The sequence below is a fragment of the Saprospiraceae bacterium genome, assembly GCA_016715965.1.
Lineage (GTDB): Bacteria > Bacteroidota > Bacteroidia > Chitinophagales > Saprospiraceae > Vicinibacter.
Genome location: JADJXG010000001.1, coordinates 2,540,871 through 2,562,497, shown reverse-complemented (window position 1 = coordinate 2,562,497; position 21,627 = coordinate 2,540,871). Strand labels below are relative to the sequence as shown.

20 protein-coding genes and 1 tRNA gene are annotated in these 21,627 nt (G+C 41.2%); 16 read left to right on the top strand and 5 right to left on the bottom strand.

The genetic code is table 11. The annotated features are described in order from the left end of the window. Positions 1-142 precede the first annotated feature (142 nt). The 8 genes from IPM48_09605 to IPM48_09570 all read left to right on the top strand — a co-directional run bounded on the left by IPM48_09605 (position 143) and on the right by IPM48_09570 (position 7,741). Positions 143-1,003: an ABC transporter ATP-binding protein gene (locus IPM48_09605; GenBank protein ID MBK9271843.1), complete on the top strand. Its 861-nt coding sequence runs from the start codon at positions 143-145 to the stop codon at positions 1,001-1,003. A gap of 12 nt (positions 1,004-1,015) precedes the next feature. Continuing rightward, positions 1,016-1,783, top strand: coding sequence for a hypothetical protein (locus IPM48_09600; GenBank protein ID MBK9271842.1), 768 nt, complete (start codon positions 1,016-1,018; stop codon positions 1,781-1,783). Continuing rightward, complete coding sequence (locus IPM48_09595) at positions 1,783-2,139, top strand: GntR family transcriptional regulator (protein MBK9271841.1); 357 nt, start codon at positions 1,783-1,785, stop codon at positions 2,137-2,139. Before IPM48_09600 ends, IPM48_09595 begins: the two co-directional genes overlap by 1 nt. Positions 2,140-2,187: 48 nt before the next feature. Next, positions 2,188-2,925 (top strand): DUF2807 domain-containing protein, encoded by a 738-nt coding sequence (locus IPM48_09590; protein ID MBK9271840.1) that lies wholly within the window; start codon positions 2,188-2,190, stop codon positions 2,923-2,925. 334 nt (positions 2,926-3,259) lie between these two features. Continuing rightward, the gene (locus IPM48_09585) at positions 3,260-3,727 is read left to right on the top strand and encodes an isoprenylcysteine carboxylmethyltransferase family protein (GenBank protein ID MBK9271839.1); all 468 of its coding nucleotides are present in this window, start codon (positions 3,260-3,262) and stop codon (positions 3,725-3,727) included. 65 nt (positions 3,728-3,792) lie between these two features. Then, the gene (locus tag IPM48_09580; GenBank protein MBK9271838.1) at positions 3,793-4,935 is read left to right on the top strand and encodes an acyl-CoA dehydrogenase family protein; all 1,143 of its coding nucleotides are present in this window, start codon (positions 3,793-3,795) and stop codon (positions 4,933-4,935) included. Positions 4,936-4,985: 50 nt separating this feature from the next. Then, a complete protein-coding gene (locus IPM48_09575; protein ID MBK9271837.1) occupies positions 4,986-5,435 on the top strand; it encodes a hypothetical protein in 450 nt (149 codons plus the stop codon). Positions 5,436-5,515: 80 nt separating this feature from the next. Further along, positions 5,516-7,741 carry a TonB-dependent receptor gene (locus tag IPM48_09570; GenBank protein ID MBK9271836.1) on the top strand — a complete coding sequence of 742 codons (2,226 nt, stop codon included), beginning with the start codon at positions 5,516-5,518 and terminating at the stop codon, positions 7,739-7,741. 307 nt (positions 7,742-8,048) lie between these two features. On the opposite strand, the gene IPM48_09565 is transcribed toward IPM48_09570, so the two are convergent. Further along, entirely contained in the window at positions 8,049-8,732 is a 684-nt protein-coding gene (locus IPM48_09565) for a DNA alkylation repair protein (protein ID MBK9271835.1), read from the bottom strand. Between the two features lie 15 nt (positions 8,733-8,747). Here IPM48_09565 and IPM48_09560 point away from each other — a divergent pair. After that, positions 8,748-8,831, top strand: a tRNA-Leu gene (locus tag IPM48_09560). 7 nt (positions 8,832-8,838) lie between these two features. On the opposite strand, the gene IPM48_09555 is transcribed toward IPM48_09560, so the two are convergent. Then, a complete protein-coding gene (locus IPM48_09555; GenBank protein ID MBK9271834.1) occupies positions 8,839-11,112 on the bottom strand; it encodes a gliding motility-associated C-terminal domain-containing protein in 2,274 nt (757 codons plus the stop codon). 57 nt (positions 11,113-11,169) lie between these two features. After that, positions 11,170-11,913: a metal-dependent transcriptional regulator gene (locus IPM48_09550; GenBank protein ID MBK9271833.1), complete on the bottom strand. Its 744-nt coding sequence runs from the start codon at positions 11,911-11,913 to the stop codon at positions 11,170-11,172. Positions 11,914-12,000: 87 nt separating this feature from the next. On the opposite strand from IPM48_09550, the gene IPM48_09545 reads away from it, so the two are divergent. Together IPM48_09545 and IPM48_09540 are read left to right on the top strand one after the other, a co-directional pair. Beyond that, entirely contained in the window at positions 12,001-14,217 is a 2,217-nt protein-coding gene (locus IPM48_09545; protein ID MBK9271832.1) for a TonB-dependent receptor, read from the top strand. A gap of 261 nt (positions 14,218-14,478) precedes the next feature. Beyond that, positions 14,479-14,847: a hypothetical protein gene (locus IPM48_09540; protein ID MBK9271831.1), complete on the top strand. Its 369-nt coding sequence runs from the start codon at positions 14,479-14,481 to the stop codon at positions 14,845-14,847. A 9-nt stretch (positions 14,848-14,856) separates the two neighbouring features. On the opposite strand, the gene IPM48_09535 is transcribed toward IPM48_09540, so the two are convergent. Continuing rightward, positions 14,857-15,429 carry a hypothetical protein gene (locus tag IPM48_09535; protein MBK9271830.1) on the bottom strand — a complete coding sequence of 191 codons (573 nt, stop codon included), beginning with the start codon at positions 15,427-15,429 and terminating at the stop codon, positions 14,857-14,859. Beyond that, positions 15,429-17,261 (bottom strand): membrane protein insertase YidC, encoded by a 1,833-nt coding sequence (gene yidC, locus IPM48_09530; GenBank protein MBK9271829.1) that lies wholly within the window; start codon positions 17,259-17,261, stop codon positions 15,429-15,431. The genes IPM48_09535 and yidC overlap by 1 nt, the downstream gene beginning before the upstream one ends. A gap of 616 nt (positions 17,262-17,877) precedes the next feature. Between yidC and IPM48_09525 the strand changes: the two genes are divergently transcribed. From IPM48_09525 to IPM48_09505, 5 genes are all read left to right on the top strand, one after another. Next, positions 17,878-19,107 carry a 3-phosphoshikimate 1-carboxyvinyltransferase gene (locus tag IPM48_09525; protein ID MBK9271828.1) on the top strand — a complete coding sequence of 410 codons (1,230 nt, stop codon included), beginning with the start codon at positions 17,878-17,880 and terminating at the stop codon, positions 19,105-19,107. Next, positions 19,104-20,087 (top strand): chorismate synthase, encoded by a 984-nt coding sequence (locus IPM48_09520; protein MBK9271827.1) that lies wholly within the window; start codon positions 19,104-19,106, stop codon positions 20,085-20,087. The genes IPM48_09525 and IPM48_09520 overlap by 4 nt, the downstream gene beginning before the upstream one ends. Before the next feature lie 67 nt (positions 20,088-20,154). Next, positions 20,155-20,901, top strand: a complete 747-nt coding sequence (gene phbB, locus IPM48_09515; GenBank protein MBK9271826.1) for an acetoacetyl-CoA reductase — start codon at positions 20,155-20,157, stop codon at positions 20,899-20,901. Between the two features lie 45 nt (positions 20,902-20,946). Further along, the gene (locus IPM48_09510; protein ID MBK9271825.1) at positions 20,947-21,240 is read left to right on the top strand and encodes a hypothetical protein; all 294 of its coding nucleotides are present in this window, start codon (positions 20,947-20,949) and stop codon (positions 21,238-21,240) included. Positions 21,241-21,461: 221 nt separating this feature from the next. After that, positions 21,462-21,614: a two pore domain potassium channel family protein gene (locus IPM48_09505; protein ID MBK9271824.1), complete on the top strand. Its 153-nt coding sequence runs from the start codon at positions 21,462-21,464 to the stop codon at positions 21,612-21,614. Positions 21,615-21,627 lie beyond the last annotated feature (13 nt).

The following is a 21,627-nucleotide window of genomic DNA, read 5'->3' as shown; positions in this document are numbered from 1 at the left end:
TTTTATATATAATTATTATTCTGTATTTTATACATTATAAAAATAAAATTATAAAAAAATGTTGAAAAAAATTTGGACAATTTAGATCCACCAACATACCTTTGTGGTGTATTAGTTATGTAATACACTAAAACAATAGAATATGATTCATTTAAAAAATCTGGAATTCAAATACGGCAAAAGAAAAAACCTCTTTGAAAACCTCGATCTGCAATTGACAGCAGGAAACATCTATGGACTGCTTGGAAAAAACGGTGCCGGAAAAACTACCTTGTTAAGGTTAATCAATGGTCTTCTATTCCCTGTAAAAGGAACGGTAGATGTCATGGGCTTTGACGCAACTGACCGTCACCCGGATATGCTGGCAGACATCTGTTATGTCCAGGAAGAACCTTATATACCGGATTTATCGATCATAGCCTATCTCTATACTTACGCGCCATTTTATCCGGGATTTGACTTTGATCAGTTTTTCAGTCTGATTACTGAATTCGGTCTGGAAGGTCAGCTCAAATTAAATAAACTATCCTTTGGACAAAAGAAAAAGGTCATGCTCAGTTTTGCCCTGGCATCCAATGCAAGAATCGTCATTCTGGACGAACCCACCAACGGACTGGACATTCCTTCCAAATCACAGTTTCGCAAGCTGATCACTGAAGCCATGCTGGATCAAAGAATTGTGATCATCTCCACCCACCAGGTAAGAGATATGGTCAATCTTATCGACCCAATCCTTATTCTTGAAGATGGAAAAATTATTTTTAACCACAGTCTGGAAGAAATTGCCAATGCCCTATATTTTGAAGTACATCATAGCATGACTGAACCCCAGGGAGTTCTATATGCAGAACGCATCAGTGGAGGTTATCTCAGCATTCGAGAAAATACCGAAGGGCTTCATTCCAGTGTGGATGTAGAAGTCTTATTTAACGCGATCCTGATGAAGAAAGATCAGATCAAATCCATTCTGGAAAAATACAAATCACGCATTGGCCAAATCTAAAAAATTTCAAACATGTCCTCATCAACTTTTATATTTCAATTTACCCGTTTCAAATTCCTATTGCTCAGGGAGTGGAATCACAGCAAGAGTACCATTGCCATTGTATTTACAAGCATCTTAGGCATTATGTTTTTGTCTTTGCCGATCCAGCTATTGGGAAGTGAATCAATCGATTCCCCCTACAGAATTGAAAGTCTGGGCTCATCTCTTGCCATCATGTCTATCATATTTGCCAGTTTGAGCTTTATTGAATTGGCCAAAACAGCAAGCAGACAAAACTATCTTGCGATTCCTGCAAGCCCCTTGGAAAAACTTATATCCAAATGGACCATGGTCGCATTGGTCATACCGGTAAGCTTTATAATCTGTTTTTACCTGATTTCCCTAATTGCTCCCTGGTTGATTCAGCTTTTCACTACCAGAGAAGTCATGTCCGAAACTCTTGGATTTGGAGACATTTTTGAAATGATTCCCTCCATCTTAGTGGCTCAGAGCATTTACATATTGGGATCCATTTGGCAACCAAGGTACAGCATCATAAAAACTACATTCTCCCTTTTCCTGCTCACGATAATGATTGGTCTGGTTTCGTTTTTGTTTTTCAGAATTGTTTTTTATGATTTTTTCATCGGTGTTTTAATGGTCAAGGATCATGTGTCTATTGACTTTCCGTTTGAGCATATCGTTGAACAAAAATGGATCAGATACCTGATTGGCTTCATCTTTTTTCTGACCATTATGGCTACATCATTATTTAAGTTACGCGAAAAAGAATTGTAATTATGGACTTTAGAAAACAACAACCCATCTATATGCAAATTGCAGATGTTATCCTGGAAGATGTGCTCAACAAAAAATTGACGGATGGTGATAAAATCCCTTCGGTTAGGGAGATGGCACTGAATGTTCAGGTCAATCCAAACACGGTACAACGGAGCTACCAATGGTTGCAGGATGAAAATATCATTCATCAGAAGCGAGGAATTGGCTTCTATCTGTCAGAAGATGTATATCAGAAAACGATTGCTTTGAAAAAAGATGAATTCATCAAAGAGGTTTTACCGGACACCGTAAGACAAATGAGACTTCTGGGAATCGATCTGGATGAACTTCGCAAGTATGTCGAACAAAATTAAAACAAATCCAATCAGAAATACAATTAAAAAATTACAAGCACCAAGTATATGAAAACCAGTTATAAAATCCTCATCGCATTGATCACTGCCATTCTCCTTTTCATATTTATCTCTCTGCTTCTGGCAAAAAAAGGATTAAATATCACGCATGTTGATTCCACACAAATTACAAAGAAAGAAAATCTCTCTGCCTTCCACAGCCTGAAAGTACAGTCATTCGCCGATATTGAACTGGCAAAGGGTCCATTTTCCATTCAACTGGACGGTGATTCTCTCGCAATAGCGAGTCATGAAATATCAGTAGTAGATTCCGTCTTACAATTCAAAATAGAAACAAAACGCAATGTATCCTATAGAGCTGGTCTAAAAATTACCGTGTTCACAGATGAATTGCGAGATGTTAAATTTCTGGGTTCCGGGCAACTGAATTACAAAGACACCTACGGAGGAGGACTGCATCGTATCAATTTGCAAGGGAGCGGAGATATACATACCAAATATTCAGGACCATTTTTGGATATATCGATCTTGGGATCGGGCTTTGTTACCAATGAAGGGACTGTTGATAGACTTCAGCTTTCGCTACAAGGCAGCGGAGAAATCAATACCAAAACCACTACCGCCAAAAATGCAACCGTCAATTTGCTTGGAACTGGTGCAATCGCACTGCATTGTGCAGATAGCTTGCTGGTCAATCTTACCGGCAGCGGCGATGTCATTTATATGGGCAATCCCCAACTCCAGATCAATAAAACGGGACACGGTGAGGTGATAAAAGCAGAATAAGCTTTGTCGCAAAAATCAGGAATGATGAATGGATTCCTCTTTCTATGAATTAAATTAAAGTTTCACTGTTCTCCTTCCCTCTTCACATAGAGCTTTAATGCAATTTTGGAGGCCATGGACCATTTCCTTTTGATTTTTTCTCCATGCATCGTGGATGGTGTGGATAACATTTTCCACATTACCAGAGTCACAATCTTTACCCAGGATCAGATAAATTGGTAAATTTGTGGGCTACTCATTTTGGGTTCTTCCATGATAAACCTTCTATTTTCAAATAGTAGATTTGCCATGATAGGATTCAGGTAATTAGAGTTTTGCATCATTTGATAAATCCATGCTTTCACTATTTATCAGAAATCTTTTCTACACCCTGCTTCAGCCTGGAGTGGTTGTTGGCATAATCCCATGGTGGCTGATAAAAAACAACAACAACTTTCCTGAAAACTTGAATTTGCTTCATTTTATTGCTGCACTGATTTTTATGATCGGATTGTCTGGCCTTCTATGGTGCATAAGCCTATTTGCAATAGCAGGAAAAGGCACTCTCTCTCCCATCGATCCCACTCAGCAAATGGTGGATTCAGGACTGTATTGTTATTCAAGAAATCCAATGTATGTCTGCGTGATCAGCATGCTGCTTGCAAAATCCCTTTTTTTTAGATCTTACACCCTACTCATTTATACCCTTTTTGTGTTTTGCGTTTTTCAATTATTTATTCTCCTGCATGAAGAGCCACGAATGCTCCGTAAATTCGGTGAGAGTTATCGTCAATACCAATCTCAAACTCCTCGCTGGCTTTGACAGGCCTTAGGTCTACTTCCTTTATTGTGGGGAATTTTATATTTTTGCAAAAAAATTTAGATTAGATGCCCATTCAGGATACGGAACAGCTGGAAATGATCAGAAAAAGCGTGCGTGAGTTTGCCGAACAAAACATCAGACCTTATGTCATGGAATGGGACGAAGCCCAGCATTTTCCAAAAGACCTGATGCATGCGTTGGGAACCCAGGGTTATCTCGGTGTGTTCGTTCCTGAAGAATACGGTGGCGCTGGACTTGGCTATCAGGAATACATCTGCATTATTGAAGAGATCGCCAAGGTGTGTAGTTCAATTGGACTTTCCGTTGCTGCCCACAACTCACTTTGCACCGGCCATATTAACTACTTTGGCAATGAGGCGCAAAAACAAAAATACCTCACCAAATTGGCTTCCGGACAATGGATCGGTGCCTGGGGTCTGACGGAAGCGAATACCGGATCTGATGCCATGCGCATGCAATGTGTGGCCAAAAAAGACGGTGAGCATTGGGTACTCAACGGTACCAAAAACTGGATCACCCATGGAATTTCAGGAGATGTGGCTGTGGTCATTGCGCGAACCGGTGAACTTTTGGACTCCAACGGAATGACCGCATTTATCATAGAAAGCGGTACTCCAGGTTTCAGAGGTGGAAAAAAAGAAAATAAACTCGGAATGCGGGCCTCAGAAACTGCAGAACTCATTTTTGAAGATTGCAGGGTGCATGAGTCTCAGGTATTGGGTGAAGTGGGCGAAGGATTCAAACAGGCCATGAAGGTATTGGATGGTGGCAGGATTTCGATTGCAGCCCTCTCTTTGGGGATTGCCAAAGGCTCCTACGAGGCCTCTGTCCAGTATTCTAAAGAAAGACAGCAATTTGGTCAATCCATTTCCAACTTCCAGGGAATCGCCTTTAAATTGGCTGATATGGCCATAAAGATCGAAGCTGCTGAACTCCTGACCCGGCAAGCCGGCAAAATGAAAGATGAGGACCGACTCACCAACAAATATTCGGCCATGGCAAAGTATTATGCCTCCGAAGTATGTGTACAGGCTGCCACCGATGCCATCCAGATTTTTGGGGGATATGGCTATACCAAAGATTTTCCAGTGGAGAAATTCTTCCGAGACTCCAAATTGTGCACCATCGGAGAGGGCACTTCAGAAATACAAAAGCTGGTCATTTCCAGGGCGATTTGCAATGAATGATTCAACAAAATGCTGTGAATGGCGTTTTTAGCAATAGCTGATTTAAAGGCATGAAGATTTTTAGAAATATCAAACCCTTTGTTTTATTCATCAGTAGCCTCATACTGGTTGGTCAGATTGGTCTAAACATTTTCAATTTTTCATGTTATTGTAAAAAAGCCATACAAACATCCTTCCTGCCTCATCCTGAGGTCTGTGGTCATGAAGGTTTGCTTTCCAATTCCTGTTGCTCCAAATCGGGAAGCTGCAAAATAAGCCATGAAGAACCCACTAAAAAATCATGTGGCAAGTCAGAAACTCAATATAAAAAAGTAAATACCGAATCCTATTCTTTGGATTCCAAATCCCTCCACTTCACTGCTGAAGCGCAAGTTCTTCCGAACTTTGCAAATCTGATCAAGGTTTACTCCAGTGCCCTGATCAATCCTGAGATTACCCAAGACCGACGACAACGATCAGGTTGTTTCATCAGGATTGAATACGCTTCTCTCACCTGTTAGAAATTTGCTTTCACTTTATTCATGTGTTACCTTTCGAAAGAGGGACACCATCATTTTATTGTTTAAATTCTATTTTAAAAATGAAAGCAAAATCATTCACTTTAATATATGTCTTTCTTCCTGTATTCCTAAAACTTCATGCTCAGGTTTTACAAGGTAGCGTCCAAGACCAAAACCAAAAACCCCTTTTAGGCGCAACCGTGTTTTTCTTAAATACAGGTACAGGTACTCAAACCGATGAAAAAGGAGAATTTTTCATTTCAAGACCTCCGCATCAGGATTCTCTGGTCATAGCCTATACCGGTTATCAGACAGACACGATCCTTATTCCAAAAGACATGCATCAAATTTTATTGGTTCTACAAGAAGGAATTGAATTGGAAGGAGTCACCATCGAAGCAGTCCGCAAATCACATAGTTTTTCCCTCTTAAATCCACTCAATGTAGAAACCCTCCACGCATCTGAATTTAGAAAAGCCGCTTGCTGTAGTTTGGCAGAAAGTTTTCAGACCTCAAATACAGTGGATCTTTCGTACAACAACGCTGTCGTCGGAAATCGGGAAATCCAATTTTTGGGATTGCGTGGTGCATATACGCAACAACTCATTGAAAATCGCCCGGTCTTTACAGGTATTCTCTCCACATTTGGATATGATTTCATTCCTGGCACCTGGCTGGAAAGGGTCAATATTCAAAAAGGTGCAGGAAGTTCGATCTATGGCGCGCAAAGCATGACCGGAGCCATCAACGTCGGGTTGGTATCTCCGGAAACGGACCCACCGGTCTTTGTGAATGCCTATGGTGATTACCACGGTAGATATGAAGGCAATATTCATCTCAATAAGAAATGGAAAGATGGGCTATTCAGTGGACTCTACTTACACGGATCCCGTCATTCCGGATTTAGAGACCACAACCAGGACGGATTTTACGATGATGCGAGAACACTGCGCCTAAATGGACTGTGGAGAAATACTTTTCACAGCAAAAATTGGGAGGGTCAATTTAATCTTCACGCGCTGAGAGATTTTCGCAGCGGAGGTCAAACTAGAATGGAAGATCCTTATTTGTCTCAACAGATCTTAAGTCATTTCAATGTCTCAGGCAATGTAGGCTACCTTGGTTTGCCCAATAAAAACATGACCATTGGTTCCATCTGGGATTTTTCTAAATCAAATTTGGACGCCAGCTTTGGCAAGCGAAACACTTTAAATGCCAATGAACATCATTTTCAATCACAGATTATTCTGACCTACGAAAGTGCCGACAAGGCTCATCAGCTTGATGCCGGGCCTTCCCTTCATCTCAATATTGCGGAGGAAAAAACAAAGGACATTCGATTTCCAATCATCCAATACAACCAGATGGTGGCGGGATTGCTGTTGGATTACCAATGGAGATATGGGCAGGACTGCGAATCGGAACCCGCCAAACTTATTGTAAGCTCCAGCCAGCGTTTGGATTGGTTAAACAATCAAAAAGCGCTCTGGCTACCAAGATTTAACCTGCGTTACAATATGACCGAACAGTGGACTGCAAGGGCATCTGCTGGCAGGGGCTACCGCTTTTTCAGGGTGTTTTCAGACCAGATTAATCTTTTGTCCAGCAATTCCTCTTTGAGCATTGGCAAACTGCCCGATTATGAATTGAGTTGGAACTATGGATTAAATCTGGTGGGAAAGCCACAAGTCTTTGGAGAAGAATTTGAAATAAATATAGATGCCTATCGCACTGATTTTGAAAAACAACTGGTGGTTGGTTTGGATCAATTTCAAAATTCTCAACCTCTGATCAGCATAAAGGAACTGGAAGGCAAATCAAGAGCCTGGGTACTTGGAAGCACCATCAGCTATCCATTTTTTGATTTTATCCGTGCAAAATTTGGGTTTCGCTATCAGAACAACAAGCTCAATGCAGATTTCAGATTCAGAGAACAGGTGATGATTCCAAAATGGCGCGGATTGGTTTCACTGGATTGGGAAAGTAAGTCCAAAACTTGGAGCGTTAACATGACCATGAATTACATTGGCCCAATGAGACTTCCGGACAAGCCCAATTATTCGCACGAATTGATTCATGATCATACAGACAAAAGTCCTGCCTATCCTCTCTTGCAAACACAGATCAATTATTTAAAAGGTCGCTGGGACTGGTACCTCGGCTGTGAAAACATCACCAACTATACCCAGCACAGTGCGATCATTGCAGCCAGTGATCCGCACGGGGATTTTTTTAATGCAACAGAAGTTTTTGCACCCATCAACGGAATCAAACCATATTTGGGTGTTCGCTATAAATGGCAATAAAAATAAATCATAGCCATTACGAAGAAAAGGATGGATGGAATTTGGATTGGAAAACAAACCATCCTTCCTTCTCTACTTATGGGTTCTTCTTACAATTAGGTACAATTCCTTATTACCAGGAATTGGCATTCTGATTCGCAGCGAGAGGAGAAAAAAACCAAAGTCAAAACTCCTCCACTGGAATTCAATCGGAGCTCATTTATTTTTCATTGACCAAAATTTTGAGCAGAGTTTTTTCCATAATGCTACTTTGGAATGTCATGGCATTCTAAAGGAAATTCTTAAATATATTGAGATCTTCAAAAATCTATCCTTCTCTTTTTCTCCTGATCCACTTTAGACCTTCTCTCACGGTCAAAGGGTGCAGCTGGTGGCTTTGAATAAATTCCTGTACGGCATTTGGATTGGTTTTACTATACTGTCTGAGCGCCCATCCGGCAGCTTTTCGGACAAAAAATTCCTTACTTCCTTTTTGAGAAAGAATCAGATTTTGCATCAATTGGAAATTGGTCTGATCTCTGTAAAACAATTGCAGGATCAGTGCTGCCCGGGGATACCAAAAAAGCTCCTTTTTATTCCAATCAAGTGCGTACTGTTTGACCAGGTCAGGATGCTTCATCAGCGTTTTTCCGATCAAATGTGGAGCGATAAAATCAACAGTATCCCACCAACTCTGATCTCCTATCAATTTTTCAAAAAAAAGAACCTGGTCTGGGCCAAAATATTTAATAAATCTGGCTGCAATATCAAAAGCTGCATATTTGAATTCTCTTTGATCTTCTTCCCAGCATGCCAAAAACAATTCCTGAATTTCGACCCAATCATAGCTGGGGTATTTCTTATACACTTCGGCAACGAGCTCTCTTCTGATCGGAGATGAAATTCCAAGATAACTAAACTGATTCCGCATGTAAGCGCTCATTGCTTCAGCCCTCTGCGGATTTTCATTTTCCTTTAAAAGCTTTTTGACGGTTTGAAAGATTTTACCCATTTTTGCAGTCCTTTTGCCGGAGTGGTGAAATTGGTAGACACGCACGTTTCAGGGGCGTGTGCTCGCAAGGGCATGTGGGTTCGAGTCCCACCTCCGGCACTTTTTTTTATCGAATGAGCATCAATTGTTTTTTCTCTTTTACAGCTTCTTTGTTTGCCGCTTGGTAATATAATTCATAGATGTATGTTCCGGGTGGCAGATCTGAGCCTTCATTGTTCATTTTGCCGTTCCAGCCCTTGTCAGCCACCCTGCTTTCAAAGACTTTTCCTCCCCAACGATCAAAAATCTGAAGATCGTATTTCACCAAATCCCTGAGTTGACCAACCGGTTTGAAATCTTCATTGATGGCATCTCCATTGGGACTAAATGCATTGGGCATATACAGACTAAAATCTCTGAATACAAATACGCGAAAGTCCAAAGTATCCGTACATAGAAAGCGGTCACTTGCAATCAGTCTAACGGAATGCCAGCCCGTATCTTCAAACTGATACTGCAGGTCTCTGTCGAAATAAAATTCCTTTCCATCAATGATCCAGGTCCTACCATTGGTGTTTGGGCTGAGATCAGTCAACAGCACAAAGGGTGTATCTATATTGACGATTAATGGGTCAACGACAGCATTGGCTGAAGGTGGTGGATAAACGCTAACGACCTGACTAAAATCAGCGCTGCTTTTACAGCCCAGGGGTGAGACCACTTCCAGATTGAGATCATAGCTTCCAACAGAGTCAAAAACTTGTACAAATGAAGTCCCTGAACGAATTACGCCGTTTGAAAATTTCCATCTGAATTGATAGGTCGAATCTGTGGGAAAAGATATGTTCTTAAAACCTACTTTCAATGGCACACAACCTTCCCTCAGACTTGGTTCAAATATGATAACATCCGGTGCAGGTTGCCACAATAGTCCCTTCTGAATTCTACTTTTACAACCAAATTCATCTGTAACCTCAAGTTGGATCGTGTATCGATCCGGATGGATGTAATTGATCTCCATGTTTTTGGAAAAACCACGAAATCCGTCTCCGAAATCCCAATCCCAGGTTCTGATATTGCTGTACTTCGAATAAGTCTGGTCACTAAAACTGACCGGTCCTGCTTTGCAACTATCAAAACTAAAACTGAAATCCGGCTGAATCGGCGGAATCACGTTGACATCAAAACCGAAGGTATCGCTGCAGTTGGTGCCTGGATTTAGAATAAAACGACCCTTGTGTATTCCTCCTTCCTTGAAGTGAATGGTGGGAGCCCAACCCATAAAGCTATCCATCTTTCCTCCATTTTCATACTCCCAAAGCACTTCCGAGATAAATTGCTGTTGGTAAGAATTGTTTTGCATTTGAAGGATGGTATCATTGCATAAGAGAATTGAGTGGTGTTTTTTTCGAGTCAGGGTCCCTGTACCCAATTGTGCTACGACTGTGCCCTGACAACTGGCCACGTTAAATTGAAAATCTCTTCTGAGTGTGGACAACAATACTCCATTGCGATATTCCGATACACAAATGCTCATCACAAACTGACCGATGGTGTTGGGCTCTCCTGTGATACGACCGGTCAGTGAGTTGATCGTGACCGGAGGATTTCCACCCATTGGAAAAAGATAGGTATAAAGCGGAGCTCTAAACTGGACCAAGGGGAATGGTGGAGGACAATCCGGAGTGGGTACCACCGCATTGCAATTATTGCCACCCTGCCCTTGCCCGCCTCCTGCCAAAGGCTCGCAGAAGCTATACAAGAGATAATCTCCTTCTGCATCAATGGCGCCGTGGTCAAAATTCAAAGGATTATTGACACATACCACCGTGGGTGGAAAATTGATAAATCTGGGAGAGGAATTGCAAGTCCGTTGTGCTTCCGGGTGAATGGAAATAGACCAGGTAGCACCTGTCCCTCCCGGATTTTGAATATTTGAAATTGTATTGTTTCTACAACAACGCTGCCAGACAATCACATATTCTGATTGAATGATCGGCAGGGTTACATCGTGTTGATAGGTTCCACTTTCCACACAGATATTCGGAGGCAATATGAGACAGGGGTAATCCGGTGGATCAATTTGGTCTGGCCCCTGACTTAATCTTGGGATACTGTATTCCTGATTGGCAGGTAAAACATTCACATAACTGCCATTGGCCATTTTTCTAAAAATCGTAAAACCAAGTGGGACATCAAATCCGGCCGCTTGTTGCTGAGGCCTGCAATCCCTATACAACTTGATAAATATCCGGTACACCCTGCTGGTCGTATCCTGGCCATTGTTTCCATAACCCAGGCACTGATAATACATTTCTCCTCCAATAATATGAGCACTCCAGGCCAGGGATGCAGAAAATGACAAAATCAAGAAAAGGACATATTGGATTAAATTCTTCATTCTGGTTATTATCAACGTTTCAATCTTAAAAATAAGGTATCCTATCTACTAAAATATTCAATTATTTTGATAATGGACATTTAAACAAGGTGGATTGCTTTGTTCGTTTTCAAAAGCACAACAATGCTCTTCAGAAGTGATGAGAATATTCTCTGATACGGTTTTGGGCAATAAAAGCCTAAGCTTATCATTCAATTGAACCGTGATGGCTTCGTCGTATTCTTCCAATTCGATGGGTAACAGAGCATCCCCAATTCGCAGACCCAATTTATCCATGTACTTTATAAATTTTTCTGACTGGTCATTGATGGCCGTAATTCGGTAAGCTTTTCCCATCTCTGCCCGGTCCAGACTGATAAAACATTTTCCCCGGACATTGCCCCTGCTGTCAGGAATTGGATCACCATGAGGATCAAACAATGGGAATCCCAATATTTGATCCAACTGGTCAATCAGTTTGGTGGATCTAATGTGTTCCAACTGATGGGCCAGCTCATCTATTTCATCCCAGCCAAAAGACATTTTCTTCACCAGCCAGGTTTTCCAGAGTCTCTGTTTTCGAATAATCTGAAGCGCAAGACTTTTGCCTATGATGGTCAATTTGAGCGGTTGATACTTCTCATAAGCGATTAGACCCTTGTCGCTCAATCTTCGTATGCTCTCAGTTATGGTCCCCGGTTTAAGCTGAAGATAAGCGGCTAGTTCGTTGGTAGAGGTAACATTATGAGGGTTTTGTTCGCAAAGTTGATAAATAGCCTTTAAATAGTTTTCATCGGTAAGGCTTAAAAGATTCAGATCCATTCCACAAAAATAAAAAAAAATTGACACAAAATAAGTTAGGGTGTACTAACTATTTATACATTTGCCCCTAAATTAAAAATATTTGAAATGAAATTTCGGATCTCAAGCTTGACTTTGTTGATTTTCAATTTTCTGATAATAAAATATAATGTATTATATTCCAATACCTTACAAGACACTACAAAAGAAAAACTCCTTGAAACAATTACCGTTACAGAAAAATATTCTTTGGGTGGGGTCCAACATTATCAGCATTCGAAAGACCTCGTCATTTTTGCAGCCAAGAAAAATGAGATTTTGAGGCCACAGGCTTCGACGGCCGATCTGAGCAGCAACAATATGAGGCAGATTTATGCCAAAATCCCTGGCATAACCATTTGGGAAAGCGATGCCTCCGGAATTCAAACGAACATTGCCTCCAGGGGATTAAGCCCCAACCGAAGTTGGGAGTTCAACATTCGCCAAAATGGAGTGGACGTTTGTTCTGAGATATTTGGCTATCCTGAAGCTTATTTCACGCCACCGGTAGAAGCTGTCGAACAAATTGAAGTGATAAGAGGCGCAGCTTCTCTGCAATTTGGCCCTCAATTTGGAGGCTTGGTCAATTATAGAATCAAATCTGCCAAAGAAGGAAAAAAATGGCAAATGGAGTCACAGCAGACCCTGGGATCCTATGGTTTGTTCAATTCCTACAATTCTTTGGGAGGAGATCTGGGAAAGTTCAAATGGTTCTCTTATTATCACCGAAGATCCGCAGACAGCTGGCGACCAAACAACCAATACAATATTCACACAGGATACATCTCTATGGAATACCAGCCAAACGATCGGTGGAAAATGTCCATGGACTACACAGCCATGGATTACACCAGCCAGCAAGCCGGAGGACTTACCGACCAAATGTTTAAAGAAAACCATCGCCAGTCAGTACGCAGCAGAAATTGGATGAGTACACCCTGGAATACGGGTCAGGTAAATTTGGAATACCGCATTCATTCAAGAAGTACCGTTCAATTGAAAACATTTATCACCCATAGTTTTAGAAATAGCATTGGATTTATTCGCCCTTTTCCATCTCAGGATACCATCCTGGGTGCTACCCTGAGCTATGACAACAGACAGGTGGACAAAGATCAATACAACAACATTGGATCCGAATTGAGAAGTCTGACAAACTACAATCTTTTCAACAAAACCCATCAATTGGCAATTGGTGCGAGAAGTTATAAGGGACGAACAACAAGATCGCAGCTTGGAGTTGGAAGCACGGGTTCTGATCCAGATTTTCAAGTGGAGGGCAATGTTTTTGCACGCAACTTGAAATTTGGCACCTTAAACCATTCTCTATTTGCTGAAAATATCTTTTATCTACACAAACGTTGGAAACTTATACCCGGAATACGTTGGGAAAACATCCAAAATACGGTAGAAGGAAGAATAAATGCGACGGACTCGGCCGTTTTTGATCAACGCGGGAGAAATATTGTGTTGGCAGGTTTGGGCGTAGAATTCAAAATCAATGAACTCACCAATGTATATGCAAATATATCGAATGCCTATCGACCCGTTACTTTTTCCGAATTGACACCCAGTGCCACCAGCGATGTTATTGACCCTCATTTAAAAGACGCAAATGGTTATAACTCCGACCTGGGGATTCGTGGGACGATTGGTAAATGGATGTCGTTTGATTTTAGTTTATATTATTTGAAATACAATGATCGAATTGGAAACCTAAACAAAGATGGAAAGATCTTCAGGACCAATATCGGATCAAGTGAAAGTTTTGGAGTTGAATCTTATTTTGAAATCGATCTGGTGAAGTTAATCTTTATGCAATCCCAATTACCGCACAGCGTTAAAATTTTCAGTTCCACCTCACTCAACAGATCGAGATACACCGATTGGAACAATCCAGCGATTGCACAGGATCCAAGCAAATCCATCCAGGGGAAAAAAGTTGAATTTGCACCAGAGTACATCCATAGGGTCGGCATACAGCTGGAGTATAAAATGATTCAATGCTCTTTTCAGAGCAATTATGTGGGTGGCGTTTATACTGACGCTGCCAATACTTTTGAATCAAACGCTTCAGGCACAATTGGATTTATTCCATCGTATGCGGTTCACGATGCAAACTTTTCTTTAAAGCTGAGCAAATTTTTAAATTTAAGGGCAGGGATCAACAATTTACTCGATGCAAAATATGCGACAAGAAGAGCAGGCGGCTATCCCGGCCCTGGACTTTTACCCGCACAAGGAAGAACTTTCTTTGCAGGAATTGGGATTCAATTTGAAAAGTGAGCTTTCAGGCCATTGGTTTTCATTTTAACCCAGAATTGTCATTAGAATTCTATTACGAGCCAAAATAGCATTAAATGCAAGCCTCTTCTCGAAATTCGTGCTCAATGAAATATAACTTCACCTCCGCGCGAATTTCTTTCGAGGAGTCTTGCCTTTGTTGCTCTTTTGGCTCTCATTACAAAATCTAATGACAATTCTGGGTTTAAAACCTCTGTGCTTCCATAAAAAGTTTATAACTTGTGAGCGATTATTTAGCAGCTTATGCTCAAAAGCGTCCAAAAAAAGTGCATCGTTTGTGGTTCTCCATTGGTGGGAAGACGGGATAAGCGATTTTGCACAGACAGTTGTCGCTCGATTCACCATCAGCAATCCAAAAAAGAAGTACCACCGCTGATTAAAAAAATCAATCAAATCCTTAAGGCCAATCGTGATATAATGGTTGAGCTTAATCCGGACGGAAAGCGCACGATTTCAAGAGACAGCCTTTTGAGAAAAGGATTTGATTTTCGGTATTCGACCCATTTGATTCAAACCAAAACGGGTAATACCTACTATTTCTGTTATGATCAGGGTTATGTTTTATTTGAAGATGGTAAAATACTTTTGGTCAAGCAGGAAGACAAAAATTGACAATGGCATTTACTCTTTTGAAGGCAATAAAGACTTTAATTTATTTTCTACCGCTTGTTCAAGTGTTTTTAATTTGGCGGGTGCGGAGTGGTTGTCTGTAATGTGTTTGCGCTTGGCATCGTGTTTGACCATGATGTGGATATTGGGTAGATCTACCAACATTTCTCTTTGATTGACCGGATACACATCTTCCAATTCGAAAAAATCAGCCATTCGAATCAACTTCATCAATTCGTCCCATTCTTCCTCAGAAATAAGGCTCCAAACTCTCCCGGCAGGTTCCACGTGTTGAATGCCCTCATACAAGATCACACCATTGCTAAAAATGCTGAAGTTAAAGGTGGGGCAAAATCCAAAACATGCAGTTCTGTTGTAAAAAAGCAAGGTGTCAAGTTCTTTCAGCTGGGTATCTCTGGCGGTCAACTTAGTGACAAATCGCGGCAACGGGTCAGGATTTAACTGGGCTTCTTCATGGGTCAGCTCCTGAGAAAGCACATTGCCTTGATTTTGCTTTGCCATTTTGCGCTGACAAGAGATTTGAACCAGGCTTAATGCCATAAAAACAAGGATAAGTCGAATCATCATTTCTTTTTTAAGTTTTTTGCCTTCTCCATATCGAGCCTTTGTTTTTCTTTCATCATCTCCTGCAGTTTTTCCTGGAATCCACCTTTCTTCTTAGGCTTCGATTTATTCAGTTCCAGTTTTTCACGGATCTTATTGTGATCAAAAAGATAATTTTTACCAATTATTGTCTGGGCTATATTTAAAATATTGCTAAAAAACATATAGCAAGTCAACCCTGCTGCGGTTTTGTTAAACATAAACCAAAACAACAAAGGCATCAGGTATTGCATATAAAGCATGGCCGGATTGGCCGACAAATCCATTGACTTGCTCGAATAATAAGTAAAAACAATGGTGGAGATCACCCACAGAAAAGCAAATAAGCTCAGGGTATTGCCGAAGAATGGAATGGTGAAAGGCAAGGTTAAAAATTCGTCATAGGAAGTCAGATCGGTGGCCCACAGAAATGCAGCCTGACGAAATTCAATGGTGGCCGGAAAAAAACGGTACAAGGCAATCCAAATCGGCATTTGCAACAACAACGGAAAACAGCCACCCAGGGGGTTTACACCAAATTCATTGTACAGCTTCATTGTCTCCACCTGCTGTTGCTGCATGTCATCTTTGTATTTTAGCTTCATTTTATCGATCTCAGGCTTTAAAGCAGTCATCTTGGCCTGAGATTGAAGCATTTTATAAGCCAAAGGAAAAACGACCAACTTAACAATAAAAGTCATCAATAAAATAATGATTCCCATATTGCCCATCAAAGAATGAAGAAAGGAAAACAAGGGTCTGATGACGTAACGATTGATCGTACCAAATACGGACCAACCATAGGGGATGATGTCCTCTAAATGCACTCCAAATGCATCCAGCCTTTTGTATTCATTCGGACCGATGTAATACTTCATCGCATAGTCCTTAGCTATAATATCCGATGGAGAAATGGATGCACTCGATTTCAATAATTTCAAATCTTCGCTGTTGTCCGGCAACATGACCGTTTCAAGCAGCGCAGAATTAAATGGTTTTGCTGGAATGAGGGTCGAATTGAAAAACTGGTTCGAATGCGAAATCCACTGCACTTGATTGCCCTTGCTGTCGTGGGAATCATCCGATCTGCAAGAACAGTAATCCGCATTTTCCTTTAGCTCTTTGTAATAGACCGAGGTAAAATATTTTTCGTACTCATAGTTCTTTTCAATTTTGTCCAGGAAATTTTCCTTGTACAAAATAATATCTTTCTGGGTCTCCAATCCATCCATCCGGACCGTATAATCCAAGGTGTAATCCTCTGCAGCGAGTTTATAGCTCTGAACTATGACACCACCACCGGGAACCTCTGCCTTCAACTTCAGATTGTTTTCAGACTGGTCCATCAGCTGAAAATAAAGTTGACCGGTTTGGATGGTTCCCCGACTGCCTTCAATCTTAAATTCAAACTTATTTTTAGGGTCTTCCAGTAAAAACAAATCCGTTTTTAATTCAGAACCATCTTCCGCGAGGATGATTTTTTGATAGCCATTAATAAATGCTTTTGTAATCCGTCCTCCCTTACTGCTGATGGTGATTTCGCACAAGTTATTTTTCAACTTATAAAATTGTTCGGTCTGTGAAATTGATTCCAAAGACCCCGAATCATTGGAATGAAGGGAAACAGAATCCTCCTTTGATCCCGGCAAAGCGACTGTATCCGTCTGGGCAGCCAAAGACTCCACCATGGCAAGCGAATCCGCCCGCTTTTTTTCCTTCATCTTCTGCAAGGCAGTTGGCTTGTAAAAAAACTCGCTCCAGCCAAACAAAACGATAAATATAAGAATAAAGCCTATGATATGATTGCGTTCCATGAATCTGAATTGGGGGGCAAAGCTACAAAGACCAAAGGCAAACCAGAAATGAAAGGAGTACAAACGAACGCATGCGGTCCATTAAAATGTCTATAGTTTTTAATTAAAACATTATCTAATAAGTAAATAAACATTATAGTTAAAAATAATATTATATTCAATATAAACAAAAAAAACTACCTGGCTCGTTCGCCTGGTAGTTTCAATTAGACAGTAGTAGGTAAAATATGAGAAAAATCTTTATTCGAACAACAGGGTAATCGATGGGAAAAAACTCCGATACCCGGGTACCGGAGCTTACCTTACCTATCACTACCTGTAAGTAATTAATAGGAAAGGGCAATTCAATTCATTCATCACTAATCAAATCACCTGGTTAGCCAACCGGTTTTACAGAATAGACTCCGCGTATTTACATTTCGCTGCTTGGTGCACAAAATATTTTCCCGAAAATGAAAGATTTATCATATTATATAATATTAAAATTTATATAAGTTTGTTTAATAATTAATTATAAATTTATTTAGTTGATTTATCCATCAGTCTTCCATCCCCTCCTTTACAAACACAACCATTTTTTTGATCCCTAAGCCAGTCTTGCCTTAAATTAGCCTCGATGATTCGCATAAAAGCTCCTGTTTCAAGCCTGAATGGTGTGGTTGCACTACCGCTTTCAAAAAGTGAAACCAACAGGGCTCTGATCTTTGAAGCACTTTCAAATGGAGCTTGCACCCCTACCGAGGTATCAGATGCGAATGATTCCGTCCTGCTAAGGCAATTATTGGCCAATCCGGCATCCAGGATGGATTGTCAGGATGCTGGTACCTGCTTTCGATTTTTGACCGCTTACTTCAGCATCATCGAAGGAGAATGGACACTCACAGGATCTGAAAGAATGTTGGAGAGACCCATTGGTCCTCTGGTAGATGGTCTCAGGACATTGGGTGCAGATATCGATTATTTGGGTAAAGAAGGGTATCCTCCCCTGCGCATTCGTGGAAAGAGATTAAGAGGTGGAGCCATCAATCTCTCTGCTTATTTGAGCAGCCAGTTTATAAGTGCGATTTGTATGATAGCTCCCTTTCTGGAAGGCGGTTTAAAAATCAATCTGAAAGGACCTACTGCTTCGGAAGGATACATTGCGCTCACGCTCCAGATGATGGAATTGGCTGGCATCCCTATTGAGCAGAATGAAAATTTTTACCATATTTTACCAGGGAATTACAAGGGTCAAATTCCCATTGGTGCTGATTTCAGTGCGGCTTCCTATTGGTACGAAACATTGGCACTTTCACCACATGGAGGAAATATTCTCCTGAAGGGATTGAATGAAAAATCCCATCAACCGGATCGAGTGGTTATGGCTCTTTTCGAACCTTTTGGTGTTTGTTCAGCATTTACAGAAGAAGGTCTCAGCATCAGCAAAAATCCGAATGATCCGATTCAGCTTCCCGAAAAATTGGAATTCAATTTTATCGGTCAACCCGATCTTGCTCAAACCATGGTTTGTACCTGTGCAGGTTTAGGAATTAAAAGCAGCTTTGGCGGACTTAGGACCTTGAGAATAAAAGAAACAGATCGGGTGATTGCTCTGGTCTCTGAATTAAATAAAATGGGGGCTGGATTGGTGATGAATGGCGAGGGTCTTAAGGTCTCTGGCAGGGCTCTCCGATGGCAGAACAAAAGCCTTCATAGCCTGGGTGATCACAGAATGGCCATGGCCTTGGCCCCATTGGTCTGCATTACAGGAATCCTTGACATCGAACAACCGGAGGTGGTCACTAAATCCTTCCCAGGCTTTTGGAAAGAGTTTGGCCAGTTTTTTGAAGTAATTGACATCAAATGAACAGTTTTGGCAGAATATTCAGGGTACACATTTTTGGAGAGTCCCATGGGCCTGTGGTAGGTATCCTATTGGATGGCGTTCCTCCGGGGATTGAGTTGAGTCCAGCGGACTTTGAAAAGGATCTGGAAAGACGAAAAGCCGGACAAAAAGGCAGCACCCCCAGAATAGAAACGGACTTTCCCAGAATTCAGACCGGTGTATTCAACGGAATGACTACAGGCGCACCACTGCTCATAGAATTTGACAATTCCGATGTCCGCTCCAAAGACTATCAGGCTTATTTGGATCAACCGCGTCCGGGTCATGCGGATTATACGGCCAAAATAAAATACAAAGGACTGAACGATCCCAGAGGGGGCGGACATTTTTCAGGAAGGCTCAGCCTCAGTCTGGTGGCAGCAGGAGTCCTTGCCAAAAAAATAATTCCTGAGATTGACATCCAGGCTAAACTCATCGAAGCGGGTGGATTAAGCGATATTGAAAAAGCGATTCAACAAGCCATTGAAAATCAAGACAGCATTGGAGGCATTGTGGAATGCATGGTCCATGGAGTACCGGTAGGATGGGGAGAACCCTTTTTCGATTCTATGGAATCCAAATTGGCCCAACTGATCTTCAGCATACCCGCGGTCAAGGGAATTGAATTTGGCAGTGGATTTGGCTCTGCAAAAATGAAGGGGTCCCAACACAATGATCCTTATACAGATGATAAAGGCCACACCTTGACCAATCATGCCGGAGGCATTCAGGGTGGTATCAGCAATGGAAATACCCTCCATTTCAAAATAGCCGTCAAACCAACTTCCAGCACGCCACAGGAACAGTCTAGTTATCATTATAAAACCCAAAAAATGGAAAGCATAAAAATAGGAGGCAGACACGATTTATGCATTGCTCTGCGTGTACCTGTCGTGGTGGAAGCTGCTGCTGCCATCGTACTTGCCGATTTTCATTTCATTCAAAAATCATTGAATGGCTAATCGTGTTGAAAATTACTTAGACTTCAATGACTACCTTTGATAAAAATTCCAATCAAAACACAAAAACATGGAAAAAAACAACCACAACATTGCACTCGTCACGGGAGCCACAGGAGGTTTGGGCACTGCCATGTGCCACAAGTTGCACGAAGACGGTTATTTCGTCATTGCCAATTATCGCAGTGATGAAAAAGGAAAAAAATGGCAGGAAGAGCAGAAAGATTCCGGATATGATTTTGTGATTGCAAAAGGGGATGTGACCAACTTTGAAGATGTAGGGAGAATGGTAACTGAGATAAAATCCAACTACGGGACCATCTCTGTTTTGGTCAACAACGCTGGAATCACGAGAGATACGCCCATTTGGAAGATGACGCTGGCCCACTGGCAAGACGTCCTGCACACGAATTTGGACAGCGTTTTCTATTGTTGCAGACATGTCATCGAAGACATGATTGCCAACCAATTTGGCAGAATCATCAACATATCTTCTGTCAATGGCCAAAGAGGGCAATTTGGACAAACCAATTATTCAGCTGCCAAAGCAGGTATGCATGGATTTACAAAATCCCTTGCCATGGAAGTGGCAAAAAAAGGAATCACCGTCAACACCATTTCTCCCGGATACATTGGGACAGATATGGTCATGGCCATCCGTGAAGAAGTGCGCAATAAAATTGTGGAACAAATCCCCATGGGCAGATTGGGTGGAACCGAAGAAATCGCTCACCTGGTGTCCTTTCTTGCTTCTGAAAAAGCAGCGTACATCACCGGCGCCAACTATGCCATCAACGGCGGACAGCATGTGTATTAATTGGATTCTTAAATGTTCTGAGCACGAAAAACAATTAAAAAATTATTGATAGGAAAACAAGGTGAAATTACTCACGAACATAATCCCATTGATCACTTAACCAGAAGGAGAAAAAATGTAAGTGCCATCTGGAACAATGAACAGCATAATGATTTTGGAATAGAGAAAATAGTACGACTTGTTTTAGCAAGCAGTCATTTTCTTTTTCCGGGCACATACATCAAACATTTTGCTGAAAGCATTCAGCCTCATTACAAGGACCTGTCGGTGGATTTGATGGTGATCCTAAAATTGGCCTTACCGATCATCATTTTGGATTTCAAAATGTGGATGCATTGATTTATTTACAAGTCTATCTATCCATGGAAACTTTATTGCAAGTTCCGACCCTTATATTTGCTTCGGATGCATTCACCAAACCGATTTCCTATTCGCGCTCCATGATCTTGGTTTTTTTGAATTATATGGAAATTTTATTGGCCCTGGCCGTTGTTTACGCACATGGTGATTATTTAAATCATTAATTTGTACATTGGTTTGATCCTATCTATTACAGTTTTATGGTGGGCTCAACCATCGGTTTTGGAGATTACTATCCGGTAACTTTGCCTGGAAAAGTTTTGTCCAGTTTTCAGGCGATCTTGTTTTTTCTATATGTGGTACTCTTCATGAGCTATTTCAACAATAAAAATGGAACCCACCAAGCGTTTTGATCCTTAAGTATAA

Coding starts and splice junctions, on each gene's coding strand:
- IPM48_09605 (MBK9271843.1), top strand. CDS start 143: ATGATTCATTTAAAAAATCTGGAATTCAAATACGGCAAAAGAAAAAAC.
- IPM48_09600 (MBK9271842.1), top strand. CDS start 1,016: ATGTCCTCATCAACTTTTATATTTCAATTTACCCGTTTCAAATTCCTA.
- IPM48_09590 (MBK9271840.1), top strand. CDS start 2,188: ATGAAAACCAGTTATAAAATCCTCATCGCATTGATCACTGCCATTCTC.
- IPM48_09585 (MBK9271839.1), top strand. CDS start 3,260: ATGCTTTCACTATTTATCAGAAATCTTTTCTACACCCTGCTTCAGCCT.
- IPM48_09580 (MBK9271838.1), top strand. CDS start 3,793: ATGCCCATTCAGGATACGGAACAGCTGGAAATGATCAGAAAAAGCGTG.
- IPM48_09575 (MBK9271837.1), top strand. CDS start 4,986: ATGAAGATTTTTAGAAATATCAAACCCTTTGTTTTATTCATCAGTAGC.
- IPM48_09570 (MBK9271836.1), top strand. CDS start 5,516: ATGAAAGCAAAATCATTCACTTTAATATATGTCTTTCTTCCTGTATTC.
- IPM48_09565 (MBK9271835.1), bottom strand. CDS start 8,732: ATGGGTAAAATCTTTCAAACCGTCAAAAAGCTTTTAAAGGAAAATGAA.
- IPM48_09555 (MBK9271834.1), bottom strand. CDS start 11,112: ATGAAGAATTTAATCCAATATGTCCTTTTCTTGATTTTGTCATTTTCT.
- IPM48_09550 (MBK9271833.1), bottom strand. CDS start 11,913: ATGGATCTGAATCTTTTAAGCCTTACCGATGAAAACTATTTAAAGGCT.
- IPM48_09545 (MBK9271832.1), top strand. CDS start 12,001: ATGAAATTTCGGATCTCAAGCTTGACTTTGTTGATTTTCAATTTTCTG.
- IPM48_09540 (MBK9271831.1), top strand. CDS start 14,479: ATGCTCAAAAGCGTCCAAAAAAAGTGCATCGTTTGTGGTTCTCCATTG.
- IPM48_09535 (MBK9271830.1), bottom strand. CDS start 15,429: ATGATTCGACTTATCCTTGTTTTTATGGCATTAAGCCTGGTTCAAATC.
- yidC (MBK9271829.1), bottom strand. CDS start 17,261: ATGGAACGCAATCATATCATAGGCTTTATTCTTATATTTATCGTTTTG.
- IPM48_09525 (MBK9271828.1), top strand. CDS start 17,878: ATGATTCGCATAAAAGCTCCTGTTTCAAGCCTGAATGGTGTGGTTGCA.
- IPM48_09520 (MBK9271827.1), top strand. CDS start 19,104: ATGAACAGTTTTGGCAGAATATTCAGGGTACACATTTTTGGAGAGTCC.
- phbB (MBK9271826.1), top strand. CDS start 20,155: ATGGAAAAAAACAACCACAACATTGCACTCGTCACGGGAGCCACAGGA.
- IPM48_09505 (MBK9271824.1), top strand. CDS start 21,462: ATGGTGGGCTCAACCATCGGTTTTGGAGATTACTATCCGGTAACTTTG.